Source organism: Proteus sp. fly-1067, assembly GCF_040139345.1.
GTDB lineage: Bacteria > Pseudomonadota > Gammaproteobacteria > Enterobacterales > Enterobacteriaceae > Proteus > Proteus vulgaris_B.
The window spans coordinates 75,883-91,530 of record NZ_JBEEUL010000012.1; the positions used below are offsets into that span (position 1 = coordinate 75,883).

Below are 15,648 nucleotides of genomic sequence, written 5' to 3' on the forward strand. Positions count from 1 at the left end.
TCCTTTAATTGTTATGAATAGTCATAAAAACAGAATATAGTGAAGAAAAATAATTGCTTATCTTCAGGAGAGATTATGAAAGTCTGGTCTTTAGGTGATGCTGTTGTTGACCTGATCCCATTGCAAAACATGCAATATGAAGCATGTGCTGGTGGCGCGCCTGTCAATGTCGCTGCGGGCGTTGCTAAACTGGGTCAACAAAGTGGTTTTATTGGGCGTGTAGGTGAAGATGCGTTCGGCCATTTTATGCAAAAAACATTGTTTGATTTGGGTGTTGATACTCGAGCAATGGAATTTGATGAGTTTCACCGTACCAGTACAGTTCTTGTCTCTTTACAAGAAAATGGTGAGCGTGATTTTACTTTCTTAGTTGCTGAATCTGCAGATCAATTTTTAACTGAAAAATCTTTACCTGCGTTCGAAAAAGATATTTTGCATTTTTGCTCTTTAGCATTAGTGAATCCCATTTGTCGCTCAACCTTGGATACCGCGATAAAGAGTATTAAAGAGACGGATTCATTGCTGAGTTTCGATATTAACTTACGCCCTCAAATGTGGCGTGATCATGAGGAAATGCGCGAAGTTATCGATAATTATGCGCATAAGGCCGATATATTAAAATTATCAGAAGATGAACTTACGTGGATGACACAAGAAGTGACATTGAATAATGCGCTTAAAAAATTAGAAGATTATCCCGCGCGTTTAAAAGTGATCACTCAAGGCTCTAAAGGATGTTTAGTATTAACTCCCAATACTCAAGTTGCATTTAGTGCTTTTACCGTTGAATGCATTGATACAACAGGGGCAGGGGATGCCTTTATGTCTGGTTTGTTGGCGGCACTTGCAGAATATGGTTTTGCTGAAGATGAACAATATTTATCAAAAATAGTGACGCAAGCGGCTGCTTGTGGTGCTTTGGCCACAACTCAAAAAGGAGCGATAGCAGCGGCACCAAGTCGTAAAAAATTACATGATTTTGTTCAACAACAACCTCCTTTACATGTTCGGGAGATTTTCTGATAACTCACTGATTTTTTCTGGTTGTGGTTTTTACCACGCTTTCTCTTAATGGTATTTTCTTGCCCTCCATTAATACTGGTTTTTCTCGAAGCCATTATTAGTGGAGATTTTTTTATCTTTACGATTAGACGCTTCTATTTTTTATCAATCAATCAGCGATGTTGATCATATTGTTCTATCTGTTTTAAGCGTATGATATTAAAACGTATCGACTTTTATTGATGGAATATTAAATGTGGGCTCAATCGGGCGCAGTATTAGCCATTTTTTCTTATATTCTTTGGGGGATCACACCTCTTTTTTATCGGCTTTTACCTGGTGCTCAACCTTTAGAAATGTTAGCCCAGCGTTTAATTTGGTCTATTCCTTTATTATTGTTGGTGCGACTTTTTATCAAGAATAGAACTCAATGGTACGCGGTTTTCCAAGATAAACGCTCTGTTTTTATGTGTTTATTTAGTTCAATGGCAATGGCGGTTTCTTGGTGTACCTTTACCTATGCATTAACGCATCAACAAGTATTAGAAGCGAGCTTAGGGTATTTTATTAATCCACTTTTCTCGATTTTATTAGGTGTGATCTTTCTGAAAGAAAAGCTTAATCCAGCAGAAAAGTGGGCAGTTACCTTAATTTGTGCGGGGGTGGGATACCAGCTGTGGATGTACGGGGAATTACCGGTGCTGGCTATTATGATGGGGGGCGCATTTGCTGTATATGGATTAATTCGTAAGTTTATTCGTTTTGATGTAATAACCTCTTTATTTATGGAAACTCTTTGGCTAATGCCATTAGCAATAGGTGTGACCATTTGGTTGTTTATGACAGATAAAAGCGCGCTACCTTCAGCAGATAATCTGACTCGTTTTTATTATGTTTTAACCGCACCTGTTACTATATTACCATTATTGTTTTTTACTGCGGCGGTGAAACGAACTACGTTAACCGTTATCGGACTAGCGCAATATATAGAACCTACTATTCAATTTTTATTAGCTGTTTTCTTATTTCATGAAGCTTTTGATGAAGTTAAAGGTGTCAGTTTTTCTCTAATTTGGCTGGGGCTTTTATGCTGTATCTTGGCACTTATCCGAAAACGTCTTAATTATCTAAAAATCCAAAAAGGAAAACGCAGCCAAATTTTGTAATTGTTTTCTTTCTTCGATTGATTATTTTTGCCTGCCTATTTTTCTATCAAGTAAAATCCGTTATGCTACGCAAAGGCAATCGTTTGCGTCGTTGTGTTTTTTATAAATAGTGAGGGTAAAAAATGACTGTGTTGGGTACGGCTCTTACAGCTAATGCAACAAAGGTAATGCTATTAGGTGCAGGTGAACTGGGTAAAGAGGTGGCTATTGAATGCCAGCGCCTAGGTATTGAAGTGATTGCAGTTGATCGCTATCCCAATGCACCCGCGATGCATATCGCACATCGCCATCATGTGGTGAATATGCTTGATAGTAATGCATTAAATCTCATTATTGAACAAGAGAAACCTGATTTTATTGTTCCTGAAATTGAGGCGATAGCAACCTCGTTATTGGTTGAATTAGAACAAAAAGGGCAAAGAGTTGTTCCTTGTGCACGTGCTGTAAAACTCACAATGGATAGAGAGGGGATCCGTCGTTTAGCTTCGGAAACATTACTTTTACCAACATCAAATTATCAATTTGTTGATGATGAAGTGAGTTTTAAAAAAGCTGCTTTAGATATCGGTTTTCCTTGTATTGTCAAACCTGTTATGAGTTCGTCGGGGAAAGGACAAAGTGTTATCCGTAGTGAAAATGATTTAGCACATGCTTGGGCCTATTCTCAAGAAGGCGGACGAGCAGGAAAAGGGCGTGTTATCGTTGAAAAAATGATCCCGTTTGATTTTGAAATTACTTTACTGACTATTCATGCTGTTGATGGTATCCATTTTTGTGCTCCCATTGGTCATCGACAAGAAAAAGGAGATTACCGTGAGTCATGGCAACCTCAAAAAATGAGTGATATAGCTCTTGCTAAAGCAGAACATATTGCGAGTAAAGTGGTGGAAAATTTAGGGGGTTATGGCTTATTTGGCGTAGAGTTGTTTGTTCAAGGCGATGATGTATTTTTTAATGAAGTATCTCCCCGTCCTCACGATACGGGATTAGTGACACTAATTTCACAGGATTTATCAGAGTTTGCACTTCATGTTCGTGCTTTTTTAGGTTACCCCATTGGGGGGATCCGTCAGCTAGGTAACTGTGCTTCAGCCGTTATTTTGCCAGAGCTACATAGCTCAAATATCGTTTATTCTGGTATTGAAAAAGCGTTGAAGGCGAACCGTCAAATTCGTCTTTTTGCGAAACCTGAAATTACAGGCTCTCGCCGCTTAGGGGTTGTACTTGCACATGCTGATACCATCAAACATGCGCTAGATGAAGTAAAAGCAGGTGTAAACGCGATAATTATTAGTGATGGTGAGCAACTATAATATTTTTTGCTGCTAAGTTTTCGCTATTGCTTAGCAGTATTTTTTATTTGTTTGGTCGATTTTTAATCGATATTAGCCTGCTAATATATTTTCTTCATGTAATTTATGACTCTACCCTTGAAACTTGCTTAACTATCCCCACTTTTTACTCATATTGATTTTTTTCGCCAAATTAGGATTAATTGAGGTAAAAATGAGTATGAAAGGTCAGGAAACAAGAGGATTTCAGTCAGAAGTTAAACAACTTCTTCAATTAATGATCCATTCTCTTTACTCCAATAAAGAAATTTTCCTTCGCGAATTGATTTCTAACGCATCAGATGCGGCTGATAAATTACGTTTTCGTGCATTATCAGATGCAGCACTTTATGAAAATAACGGTGAATTGCATGTGCGCATTTCCACTGATAAAGAGAACCGAACTCTGACTATCAGTGATAATGGTATTGGTATGACTCGTGATGAAGTCATTGATAATCTAGGTACTATCGCAAAATCAGGTACCAAATCATTCTTAGAATCTATCGGACAAGATCAAGCTAAAGATAGTCAATTAATTGGTCAGTTTGGTGTGGGCTTCTATTCAGCATTTATCGTTGCAGATAAAGTTACTGTGCGCACGCGTGCTGCGGGTGAAACAGCTGATAAAGGCGTTTTCTGGGAGTCTGAAGGTGAAGGTGATTACACCGTTGCTGATATTGAAAAAGCGGATCGCGGTACTGAAATAACGCTTCATTTGCGTAAAGGCGAAGATGAGTATTTAGATGACTGGCGTCTACGTAGCATTATTAGTAAATATTCTGACCATATTTCTTTGCCTGTTGAAATTGAAACGAAAAATGAAGAAGACGGTACAGTAACGTGGGAAAAGATTAATAAGGCACAAGCACTGTGGACTCGTAATAAAGCTGAAGTCAGTGATGATGAATATAAAGAGTTTTATAAGCATATCTCTCATGACTTTGCTGATCCATTAAGCTGGGTACACAACCGAGTTGAAGGTAAACAAGAATATACAAGTTTGTTATATGTACCTTCAAAAGCACCTTGGGATTTATGGAATCGTGAACAGCGTCATGGCTTAAAACTGTATGTACAGCGTGTCTTTATTATGGATGAAGCTGAGCAGTTTATGCCTAATTACCTGCGTTTTATTCGTGGGTTAGTTGATTCCAATGATTTACCACTAAACGTTTCGCGTGAAATTCTACAAGACAGCTCTGTTACACGTAACTTACGCAGTGCATTAACTAAACGTGCATTACAAATGTTACAAAAACTGGCAGAGAATAAGCCTGAAGAGTATCAAACGTTCTGGAAAGAGTTTGGTTTAGTCTTAAAAGAAGGCCCAGCAGAAGACTCCTCTAACATTGAAACTATTGCTAAATTACTGCGTTTTGCATCAACACATAACGACAGTGATGCTCAAATTGTTTCACTGGAAGATTATGTGAGCCGCATGGTAGAAGGTCAGGAAAAAATTTATTACATCACTGCTGATAGCTACGCTGCCGCGAAAAATAGCCCTCATTTAGAGCTATTCCGCAAAAAAGGTATCGAAGTATTGCTGTTATCAGATCGTATTGATGAATGGATGATGAATTATCTGACAGAATTTGATGGCAAATCATTCCAGTCTGTCAGTAAAGCCGATGAATCACTTGATAAGCTGGCGGATGAAGAAAAACAAGCTGAACAAGAAGAAACCGATAAACAATTAGCACCTTTCGTTGAACGCATTAAAACTTTGTTGGGTGACAAAGTTAAAGAGGTAAAATTAACACACCGCTTAACAGATACCCCTGCGATTGTGACAACCAGTGCGGATGAAATGACTACTCAAATGGCGAAATTGTTTGCGGCAGCTGGACAAGAAGTGCCAGAAGTAAAATATAACTTTGAGCTAAATCCAAATCATCCATTAGTGAAACAAACAGCAGAGTTAACTGATGACGCTTTATTTGCTGATTGGGTCAATTTATTACTGGATCAGGCATTATTTGCTGAAAGAGGCTCTTTGGAAGATCCAAACCAGTTTATTCGCTTAGTGAATCAACTTTTAGTTCAAAAAGCGTAACTGTTTTCGTTTTCAAACATTTAAACCACGTTTCTCTGAAAAGAGAGCGTGGTTTTTTCTTTTTCGACAAAAATAAAATGCAATCGCTACCGTGATTTCTTGAGCGATGACCTCACAAAATGGTATGGTAATGCGTTTTCGAGTTTAAATATAAAAAATTAAATGCAAGGGGATTTACGCGATGCGTATCATTCTGCTAGGCGCTCCAGGCGCTGGTAAAGGCACTCAGGCTCAATTCATTAAAGAAAATTATGGTATCCCGCAGATTTCAACTGGTGACATGTTACGTGCGGCAGTAAGCGCGGGTACAGAACTAGGGCTGAAAGCAAAAGCGTTGATGGACAATGGTCAATTAGTCACTGATGAATTAGTGATTGCGTTAGTTAAAGAGCGTATCAAACAAGACGATTGTCGTAATGGTTTCTTGTTGGATGGGTTCCCAAGAACAATTCCACAAGCTGATGCAATGAAAGAAGCAGGTATCAATGTGGATTTCGTACTGGAATTCGCAGTACCAGATGACATCATTGTAGAACGTATTATTGGCCGTCGTGTTCACGCACCATCTGGTCGTGTTTATCATGTGAAATTTAATCCACCTAAGGTGGAAAATCGTGATGACGTGACAGGTGAAGAGTTAACAACACGTAAAGATGACCAAGAAGAAACCGTTCGTAAACGTTTAGTTGAGTATCATACTCAAACGGCACCGTTAGTTTCTTATTATCAAAATGAAGCTAAAGCAAGCAATGCAAAATACTTCAAAGTTGATGGTACACAAAAAGTTAGCGAAATTAATGCTGAACTGAAAAGTATCCTTGGCTAATTTGTCATCGCTATGATTAATCCCGGTTTAGCCGGGATTTTTTTTATCTTATTTAGCCTGTATAAAATAAGTTAAAAAATTCGATCCAATAAATTGACAAGCACAATTCATTATTTTCCTTTATTCTTCTACTCTTTGGTTATCCTAATAAAAATAACTCTAAGGAGTCATGGTATGAATCATGCTAAGTATGGTGTTCTTCTCGTTAATCTTGGTACACCTGATGCGCCGACAACGGGTGCTGTCCGACGTTATTTAGCACAATTTCTTAGCGATCCTCGTGTTGTTGATGTTTCTCCTTTAATTTGGAAACCAATATTACAGGGCGCGATATTGCCGTTTCGTTCTCCTAAAGTAGCAAAACTTTATCAACAAATATGGATGACAGAGGGGTCCCCGCTGTTAGTTTATAGTCGAGCTCAACAACACGCGCTTGCTCAGCGATTACCTAATATACCTGTGGAATTAGGGATGTGTTATGGCAATCCATCGCTAAATGAAGGGATTGAAAAACTGTTACACCAAGGTGTTGAGAACATTATTTTGTTACCACTTTATCCTCAATACTCTTGCTCTACTTCTGCTGCTGTGTTTGATGGTGTAAGCAAAATATTGAAAGGGATGCGCACTATTCCATCCTTAAATTTTATTCGTAGCTACCCTGAACACCCGCTTTATATCAAAGCACTTGTTACCTCTATTGAGAAGAGCTTTCAGCAATATGGAAAACCAGATCGCTTAATTCTCTCTTTCCATGGCATTCCTGAGCGCTTTATCAAAACAGGGGATATTTATTATGATGAATGTTGCCTTACAACGGAAAAGCTTAAAGAACAATTAGAAATACAATTAGGCTACCCTAAAGAGCAGGTCATGTTGACGTTTCAATCGCGCTTTGGCCGTGAACCTTGGTTATCACCTTATACTGATAAAACGATGGAAAAGCTGGGAAGTGAAGGTGTTAAACATGTTCAGGTTGTATGTCCAGGATTTTCGTCGGATTGCTTGGAAACATTAGAAGAAATTAATGAACAAAACCGCGAGTTCTTTATTCATGGTGGTGGTAAACAGTATGAATATATTCCCGCATTAAATGATGATCCTGAGCATATTGACTTGCTAGAGGCGATGATCCGCGAGATATGCAAAAAATAATTACTGAATTCTATAAATAAAATTATCGGATTTGATGATATATTAATTTGATCATATTTCAGTTATATATAAACTTATCTTTTCTCATTTTTTAAGTGTTTTAGTGTTAATCACTAAAATGCTGATAAACGGACACTGCATTACATAAATTTAGGCAGGAAAATGAATAGTAAGCTTTCAAAACCACAATCTTCAGAAATTGATAAAGGAAATTTCGATGACTTTTATCTAAAACAGAACGATGAAATCGATCTTTTTGAATTATTTTCTGTTATTTATAAATCAAAATTTGTCATTATTGGCATTACGTTATTATTTGCTATCGTTGGCTTTACTGTTGCAAGCTTTTTACCTCAAAAATGGACAAGCCAAGCTGCAATTACCAAGCCAATGCTCGATGAAATGAAGCAGTTAAGAGCCACATTGACTGAACTAAGCCTAGTGGATGTTGATACGGGCGTTAATGGTTCTTCCGTTTATCAAAAATTTATCAATAACTATAACTCTCGTGTTTTACGTGAAGAGTATTTGGTAAGTACGGATTATTACAAAAGTTTGCTGGCTAAAATGGAAGAGCCAACGCCACTGGATAAACGTAAATTAATTGAAGAAATCGTAACGAAAGATATTAATTTAAAAGCTTCAGATGATAAAAATAGTGAAGAAGAGTTTAGTGGCGAAATTAATCTAAGCTTTACTGCACCAACCTCAGAAGAGGCTTATGATTTACTTTCAGGCTATATTCGTTTTATTTCCACTAAAGTACGTATGGAAGTGAAAGACGAAATAGATGACCAAATTGAGCGTAAATTAAGCTTTGCTCAAAAAGCGTATGAAATGGACTTAGAACGTATTGCTAATGCACGTAATGTAAATGTCCAACGCTTAAAATATGCGTTAGAGATTGCTAATGCGGCAGGTGTAAAAAAACCAATTTCAAGTGAAGGCGCACAAATTAAAGATGACCCTGATTACTCTATTGCTATGGGTTCCGATGCGTTAAGTAGTAAATTGGCTATCACAGAAGCTATCACTGATCCAACAACAGTGAGTGCTGATCTGAAAAACCGTTTATATAACATGAAGCAGTTAGAGAAAGTGAAATTAGATGAGCTTCAATTTGTACCATTCAAATATATGTTGAAGCCTTACGAACCGACTAAAAAAGATGCCCCTAAACGTGCTCTGATTTTAGTTGGAGCTGCTTTTGTTGGTTTCATCCTTTCTGTAATGGGTGTTTTACTGAGCTATATGGCGAGAAGCCGTCGTAAAGCTGCATAAAAATATCTCCAAATAAGTAGGTGTACAGACGTACACCTACTGTCTCTCCCATAATATTGTGTTAACATTGCGCATCTTTTTTAGCTGTGTAGCATCGTTCACAATGAAATTCCCTGGCAAACGAAAATCCAAACACTATTTTCCCGTTAGTTTACGAGATCCTTTATTACAACCCATCATCAATATGACGGAGAGCGAATCTTCTCGCGCCTATATTGTCGGCATTGACCAAACATTGGTGGATATCGAAGCGAAAGTTGATGAGGCATTTATTACCCGTTATAACTTGAGTCAGGGACACTCTCTAGTTATTGAAGATGATGTTGCAGAAGCGCTTTATCGTGAATTAACAGATAATAACTTAATTACTCACGAATTTGCAGGTGGCACCATTGGTAACACGTTGCATAACTACTCTGTATTGGCTGATGACCGCTCTGTGTTATTAGGTACTATGTGTAATAACATTCAGATTGGTAGCTATGCTTATCGCTATTTATGTAACACGTCTAGCCGTACTGATTTGAATTACCTTCAAGGTGTCGATGGTGCTATTGGGCGCTGTTTTACGCTGATCACGGAAAATGGTGAACGTACTTTTGCAATTAGCCCAGGCCAAATGAACCAACTTCAGCCTGAGAGTATTCCAGAAGAGGTGATTGCAGAAGCTTCAGCATTAGTTTTAACGGCTTATTTAGTACGTTGTAAACCTGGTGAGCCAATGCCTTTGGCGACCATGAAAGCAATTGAATATGCGAAAAAGTATGATGTACCCGTAGTGCTGACATTAGGTACTAAATACGTTATTGCGGATGATCCACAATGGTGGCGTGATTTCTTAAAAGAGCATGTGTCTGTTGTGGCAATGAACGAAGATGAAGCATTTGAGTTAACGGGGCATTCTGATCCTCTTCTTGCCTCTGATGTGGCGTTAGAATGGGTTGACTTAGTTCTTTGTACCGCAGGCCCCGCAGGGCTTTATATGGGGGGTTATACGGAGCAAAGCTTTAAACGTCAAACAACGCATCCATTATTACCTGGTGCAATTGCTGAATTTAATCGTTATGAATTTAGTCGCGCAATGCGCTACAAAGATTGCGAAGAGCCTGAAAAAGTTTATTCCCATATCGAGCCTTATATGGGGGGCCCTGAGAAAATCATGAATACAAATGGTGCGGGTGATGCAGCATTATCAGCATTACTGCATGATATTACAGCAAATAGTTATCATCGAATTAATGTGCCGAATTCGAGTAAGCATCCTCGAACTTATTTAACCTACTCATCATTAGCACAAGTGTGTAAATATGCTAATCGAGTGAGTTATCAAGTGTTAAGTCAGCATTCGCCTCGTTTAACGCGTGGTTTACCTGAAAAAGAAGACAGCTTAGAAGAAGCCTATTGGGAACGTTAAGTTTATATTGTTTCTAAGTTTTGTTTTATCTGTGTGAAATAAAAAACCTATCAAATTTGATAGGTTTTTTTATTGAGTTAAATTTGTAGCGTTAACAGGCTATCTATATTTGATTATTGTGATGCACTTGGAGCAATAATTTGCTGACCATTTTCAGGTGTATCATCAATTGCACAACCAAACTCTACTTCCTTCACTAACATATCAGCCATTGCAGATGCAGTTTGATCTTCATCGATAATGACGTGATTTGCGCCTTTCTCAAGGATAAAAGAGGCTTCTTCATCGTAGTTAGCCCGAACAATAATATCGTCGAAATGAGCACGAACAATGATATTTAAATTAGGGTTCATACTTCTTGCTGTTTCAGCAATATCAGCGGCTTCATAACCATTAGGGATAGTCAGTAATAACGATTTAGCACAATCGATACGCGCTAAAGCAAGCGACTCTTTAGTGGAGGCATTACCCAGTACCGTATTTAAGCTTTTCTCTTTTAATTCAGCAAATTTATTACGGCTATTTTCGATAATAACTAACGGAATAGATTTAGCTAATAATTTTTCAGAAAGCATACTTCCTGCTCGTCCATAACCGACAATGATGGCATGGCCACAAATATCGACAGGAACTGGCATTTCTTCTTCCAGCTCTTCTTGTTGTAGTTGTTCCACTTCTTCTTTTGTCTCTGTTTTTGCCAAATAACGGTCTAATAGAGAGAACAGAACAGGGTTTAGCATAATAGAAACTAAAGCACCGGCTAAAACAAGGTTACGTGCATCTGGCTCTAAAACGTTGAGCGCAACACCAAGGCCAGCAAGAATAAAGGCAAATTCACCAATTTGAGCAAGACTTGCAGAAATAGTTAAGGCAGTTCGTCTGGAATGCCCAAACATTCGCACAAGCACTAATGCGGCAGCTGATTTACCAATAATAATGATAGCGAGTGTTGCTAAGATGCCGAGTGGGTGTTCAATTAAGACCATAGGATCAAACAGCATACCTACAGAAACAAAGAACAGTACAGCAAAGGCATCACGCAGTGGCAAAGTATCTTGAGCAGCTCTGTGGCTTAAATCAGACTCATTGAGTACCATACCGGCAAAGAATGCGCCTAATGCGAAAGAAGCATCAAATAGGGTTACAGCAGCATAGGCGATACCTAAGGCTAGTGCTAATACACATAACGTAAAGAGTTCGCGAGAGCCCGTTGCTGCGGTTTTGGCTAAAATCCAAGGAATAAGTTTACGACCAACAATCATCATGATTAAGATAAAGGCAACAACCTTACCGATTGTGATCCCTAAATTAATCATTAGTTGAGAAATACTGGTTTGGTCACTACTTTCTAGCATATTGGCAGCAGCTGGGAGTAGTACAAGGGCTAATACCATTGCTAAGTCTTCAACAATCAACCAACCAATAGCAATTTGCCCTCGCTGGCTATCAATCAGGCCTCTTTCTTCAAGTGCTCGTAAAAGAACAACGGTACTTGCTGTTGATAGACATAAACCGAATACAATGCCACTAAATAAACCCCAGCCAAAAAATGCCGATAATCCCAATCCTAATAGTGTTGCGACTGCAATTTGCGCAATAGCACCCGGAATAGCGATAGCTTTTACCGCCATAAGATCTTTTAAAGAAAAATGTAAACCCACGCCAAACATTAGCAGAATAACGCCGATTTCAGCGAGTTCAGGGGCGAGAGAGGTATCAGCGACAAAGCCTGGGGTAAATGGACCAGCGAGTACACCCGCAGCAAGATATCCTACTAAAGGTGAGATTTTTAGCCGTTGAGCGATCATGCCTAAAATGTAAGCAAGTGCTAACCCACCAACAATGGTGGTAATGAGGGGTGTTGAATGCGGCATCAATTCTCCTTCTTTTTATAAAACTACATGTATCGGGGGGCGAGTAATATAGCAGGCTGATAGTTTAACGTATTCATGCAATAAATTCGCTAAAAATTATCGATTATTTATAAAAATAGCAAGTTGATTGAATTTTATGACGCAAATGCGCTTTTTTATGTTATTTTAATAAGTCTTGTCTTTTAAGGTAAGAGTTACCCTGTTATTGGTTCATTTAAATAACAGGGGTAATTACAGCTTATTTAGTTTTATCTACCCCAATATTAGGAAGAAAAATGGTGAAAATACCTAACAGTGGGAGATAAGCGCAAATATGATAGACATATTCAATACTCTTCTGATCTGCAATATATCCTAAGACTGCAGCACCAATCCCTCCCATCCCAAAAGCAAGCCCAAAGAAAAGCCCTGAAACCATGCCTGTTTTACCCGGAATTAACTCTTGAGCATAAACTAAGATAGCAGAAAATGCTGAAGCTAAAATCACACCAATGAATACAGTAAGTACGCCAGTCCAGTATAAGCTGGCATAAGGGAGTATTAGTGTAAAAGGCGCAACACCTAGAATAGATCCCCAAATAACGTATTTTCTACCAATTTTATCGCCTACAGGGCCACCAATCATGGTGCCAGCAGCAACAGCAAAAAGAAAAACAAACAGATGAATTTGGGCATTCTGTACTGAAACACCAAATTTATGTATTAAATAGAAAGTATAGTAGCTACTAATGCTTGCAAGATAAAAATACTTAGAAAAAATTAGAATAAGTAAAATAGCTAAAGAACCAAGTAGGGCTTTACGTGGCAGTGTTGCTGTGTTTTTGATGGTTTTGGGTTGTTTTTTCTGTACTTCTTGCTGGATTTTATACCAGCGACTTACTTGTAATAACACAACAATAGCTAATAGAGCAGCAAGAGAAAACCAACCAACATTACCTTTACCATAAGGGGCAATAATTAAAGCAGCTAAAAGAGGACCTAAGGAGCTACCTAAATTACCACCAACTTGGAAAAGGGATTGTGCTAGGCCATGTCTTCCACCTGATGCCATTCTGGCAACACGTGATGATTCAGGGTGGAAAACAGATGAGCCAGTACCCACTAACCCAGCAGCAAGTAATAACATTGGGAATGTATCAGCAAAGGCGAGGAGTATAAGTCCTGTTAGCGTAAAGCCCATACCAATAGGCAATGAGTAGGGTTTAGGATATTTATCAGTATAGAGACCAATAAAAGGTTGCAATAAGGATGCAGTAATTTGGTACGTTAAGGTGATCATCCCTATTTGTACAAAGCTTAAAGAGAACTCTGATTGCAACATAGGGTAGATAGCTAATATCAATGATTGGATCATATCATTGAGAAGATGTGAAAAGCTGATAGCCGTTAAAATACTAAAAACCGTATTACGCTTATTGGCTTTTCGTTGTAAAGCTTTGGCTTCTTCTATAGGAAGCGTTGGGTCACTATTGCTCATTTTAATTCCCTGTCACATCATTTTGTTAATAAATTGTTTCTGTTTTTATTAATCTAGTTTACATCTATTTGGAATAGAGTACTTTTGTGAGAAATAGAATTTGATTCATGTCTCAAAAAAACTATTGGATCAATGAAATAATAAAAAAATTATATAACCTACGTCATAAAATACAGCAAAAGTATTTAACTTCTGTCTTATTTTTCTACAGTAGAACCATGGCAGAACCTTCTCAATAAATAATATACATGGGGATATACCATGAGCTTATCTTTTAAATTATCGGCATGCGCATTGACCGTTTCTTTAGCTATGGCGCCAGCGTTGTCTCAGGCATGGGAAAAGGATAAAACCTACGAAATTACTATTTTGCACACCAATGATCATCATGGACATTTTTGGCATAACGATCGTGGCGAATATGGATTAGCAGCACAGAAAACTGTGGTTGATAATATCCGTGACGAGGTGGCTAAAAAGGGTGGTAGCGTACTGCTGTTATCTGGTGGTGATATTAATACTGGTGTTCCAGAATCTGACTTACAGGATGCTGAGCCTGATTTTAAAGGTATGAACCTTGTAGGTTATGATGCAATGGCTCTGGGTAACCATGAGTTTGATAATCCTTTAGAGGTTTTACGCCAACAAGAAAAATGGGCTACATTCCCATTCTTATCTGCCAATATTTATCAAAAGAGCACCGGTGAGCGTTTATTTAAGCCTTATACCATTTTTGATAAACAAGGTGTAAAAATTGCCGTATTAGGTTTAACCACAGACGATACTGTACGTATCGGTAACCCAGCAAACTTCCCAGACACTGAATTCCGTAAACCTTCAGATGAAGCAAAAAAAGTTGTTGAGGAGTTACGTACCACAGAAAAACCAGACATTATCATCGCGGCAACACATATGGGTCACTATGATGATGGTAACCATGGTTCTAACGCTCCGGGTGATGTTGAAATGGCACGTGCGTTACCAAAAGGGTATCTGGATATGATTGTGGGTGGTCACTCACAAGATCCTGTCTGTATGTCTCAAGAGAACAAAAACTATAAACAAGCTGATTATGTACCGGGAACACCGTGTGCACCAGATAATCAAAATGGTACATGGATCGTTCAAGCCCATGAATGGGGTAAATATGTTGGACGTGCAGACTTTGAATTCCGTAATGGTGAATTCACGCTAAAACACTACCAATTAATCCCAATCAACTTAAATCAAAAAGTGAAGAAAGACGATGGCACAACAGAACTTGTCTACTACACTAAAGAAATCCCTCATAATCCTGAAATGATGAAATTGCTGACGCCTTATCAGGAAAAAGGTGGTGAGCAACTCAATGTTAAAGTCGGTGAAGTGGTTGGTAAACTGGAAGGCGATCGTAGTAAAGTTCGTTTTGTTCAAACCAATATGGCGCGTTTATTGTTATCAGCACAAGCTGAGCGTGCTAATGCTGACTTTGCCATTATGAGTGGTGGTGGTGTGCGTGATTCTATCGAATCTGGCGATATCACTTATAAAGATGTATTAAAAGTTCAACCATTCGCGAATGAACTGGTTTATGTTGATTTTAAAGGTGAAGAAGTTGAACCTTACTTATCAGCAGTAGCTTGCATGAAAGTTGACTCAGGTGCTTATGCACAGTTCTACAATGTTAGTTTAACTGTTGATGCTGATTGCAAAGTGAGCGATGTTAAAATTGCGGGCAAACCATTAGACAAAACTAAGTCTTACCGTATGGCGACATTAAACTTTAACGGTATTGGTGGCGATGGCTATCCTAAGATCGATGTTCACCCAGGTTATGTTAATACTGGTTTCGTGGATGCAGAAGTGTTGAAAGGTTATATTGAAGCACATTCTCCACTGAAAGCCGCAGACTTTGAACCGAAAGGTGAGATTGTTTATAAAAAATAGTTCTCATTAGGAGATATTATTTTTGTCATATTGATAAAAGCAGAAAAGGTGACATTCATGTCGCCTTTTCTTTTGCTTTAAGAATAGTAAATCGCATTAATTTCTTATTTTGAGGATGAGCCTTAAAATAAAAAATC

At 38.3% G+C, this 15,648-nt stretch carries 11 protein-coding genes; 9 read left to right on the plus strand and 2 right to left on the minus strand.

What is annotated here, in order from left to right:
- Window positions 1-75: 75 nt before the first annotated feature.
- From ABN217_RS15250 to ABN217_RS15285, 8 genes are all read left to right on the plus strand, one after another.
- Window positions 76-1,023 (plus strand): PfkB family carbohydrate kinase, encoded by a 948-nt coding sequence (locus tag ABN217_RS15250; RefSeq protein WP_115350804.1) that lies wholly within the window; start codon window positions 76-78, stop codon window positions 1,021-1,023.
- A 233-nt stretch (window positions 1,024-1,256) separates the two neighbouring features.
- On the plus strand, window positions 1,257-2,168 hold the full coding sequence (gene rarD / locus ABN217_RS15255; protein ID WP_197269946.1) for an EamA family transporter RarD: 912 nt from the start codon (window positions 1,257-1,259) through the stop codon (window positions 2,166-2,168).
- A 122-nt stretch (window positions 2,169-2,290) separates the two neighbouring features.
- Complete coding sequence (gene purT, locus ABN217_RS15260; RefSeq protein WP_349439731.1) at window positions 2,291-3,481, plus strand: formate-dependent phosphoribosylglycinamide formyltransferase; 1,191 nt, start codon at window positions 2,291-2,293, stop codon at window positions 3,479-3,481.
- A gap of 193 nt (window positions 3,482-3,674) precedes the next feature.
- The gene (gene htpG / locus ABN217_RS15265; RefSeq protein WP_349439730.1) at window positions 3,675-5,558 is read left to right on the plus strand and encodes a molecular chaperone HtpG; all 1,884 of its coding nucleotides are present in this window, start codon (window positions 3,675-3,677) and stop codon (window positions 5,556-5,558) included.
- 181 nt (window positions 5,559-5,739) lie between these two features.
- Window positions 5,740-6,384 (plus strand): adenylate kinase, encoded by a 645-nt coding sequence (gene adk / locus ABN217_RS15270; protein ID WP_023582632.1) that lies wholly within the window; start codon window positions 5,740-5,742, stop codon window positions 6,382-6,384.
- A gap of 174 nt (window positions 6,385-6,558) precedes the next feature.
- On the plus strand, window positions 6,559-7,539 hold the full coding sequence (gene hemH / locus ABN217_RS15275; RefSeq protein WP_340893639.1) for a ferrochelatase: 981 nt from the start codon (window positions 6,559-6,561) through the stop codon (window positions 7,537-7,539).
- 162 nt (window positions 7,540-7,701) lie between these two features.
- Entirely contained in the window at window positions 7,702-8,820 is a 1,119-nt protein-coding gene (gene wzz(fepE) / locus ABN217_RS15280) for an LPS O-antigen length regulator Wzz(fepE) (RefSeq protein ID WP_164526679.1), read from the plus strand.
- A 103-nt stretch (window positions 8,821-8,923) separates the two neighbouring features.
- Entirely contained in the window at window positions 8,924-10,234 is a 1,311-nt protein-coding gene (locus tag ABN217_RS15285) for an inosine/guanosine kinase (RefSeq protein ID WP_072070131.1), read from the plus strand.
- Window positions 10,235-10,347: 113 nt separating this feature from the next.
- On the opposite strand, the gene ybaL is transcribed toward ABN217_RS15285, so the two are convergent.
- Window positions 10,348-12,108, minus strand: coding sequence for a YbaL family putative K(+) efflux transporter (gene ybaL, locus ABN217_RS15290; protein ID WP_164526678.1), 1,761 nt, complete (start codon window positions 12,106-12,108; stop codon window positions 10,348-10,350).
- A gap of 238 nt (window positions 12,109-12,346) precedes the next feature.
- Window positions 12,347-13,585, minus strand: coding sequence for an MFS transporter (locus tag ABN217_RS15295; protein ID WP_196553892.1), 1,239 nt, complete (start codon window positions 13,583-13,585; stop codon window positions 12,347-12,349).
- Between the two features lie 261 nt (window positions 13,586-13,846).
- Between ABN217_RS15295 and ushA the strand changes: the two genes are divergently transcribed.
- Entirely contained in the window at window positions 13,847-15,511 is a 1,665-nt protein-coding gene (ushA, locus tag ABN217_RS15300) for a bifunctional UDP-sugar hydrolase/5'-nucleotidase UshA (RefSeq protein WP_115350799.1), read from the plus strand.
- Window positions 15,512-15,648: the final 137 nt, after the last annotated feature.

Excerpts from the sequence above, each read along its gene's own strand:
- htpG (WP_349439730.1), top strand. The coding sequence starts at position 3,675 with ATGAGTATGAAAGGTCAGGAAACAAGAGGATTTCAGTCAGAAGTTAAA.
- ABN217_RS15295 (WP_196553892.1), bottom strand. The coding sequence starts at position 13,585 with ATGAGCAATAGTGACCCAACGCTTCCTATAGAAGAAGCCAAAGCTTTA.
- ABN217_RS15285 (WP_072070131.1), top strand. The coding sequence starts at position 8,924 with ATGAAATTCCCTGGCAAACGAAAATCCAAACACTATTTTCCCGTTAGT.
- purT (WP_349439731.1), top strand. The coding sequence starts at position 2,291 with ATGACTGTGTTGGGTACGGCTCTTACAGCTAATGCAACAAAGGTAATG.
- ushA (WP_115350799.1), top strand. The coding sequence starts at position 13,847 with ATGAGCTTATCTTTTAAATTATCGGCATGCGCATTGACCGTTTCTTTA.
- adk (WP_023582632.1), top strand. The coding sequence starts at position 5,740 with ATGCGTATCATTCTGCTAGGCGCTCCAGGCGCTGGTAAAGGCACTCAG.
- ybaL (WP_164526678.1), bottom strand. The coding sequence starts at position 12,108 with ATGCCGCATTCAACACCCCTCATTACCACCATTGTTGGTGGGTTAGCA.
- hemH (WP_340893639.1), top strand. The coding sequence starts at position 6,559 with ATGAATCATGCTAAGTATGGTGTTCTTCTCGTTAATCTTGGTACACCT.
- rarD (WP_197269946.1), top strand. The coding sequence starts at position 1,257 with ATGTGGGCTCAATCGGGCGCAGTATTAGCCATTTTTTCTTATATTCTT.
- ABN217_RS15250 (WP_115350804.1), top strand. The coding sequence starts at position 76 with ATGAAAGTCTGGTCTTTAGGTGATGCTGTTGTTGACCTGATCCCATTG.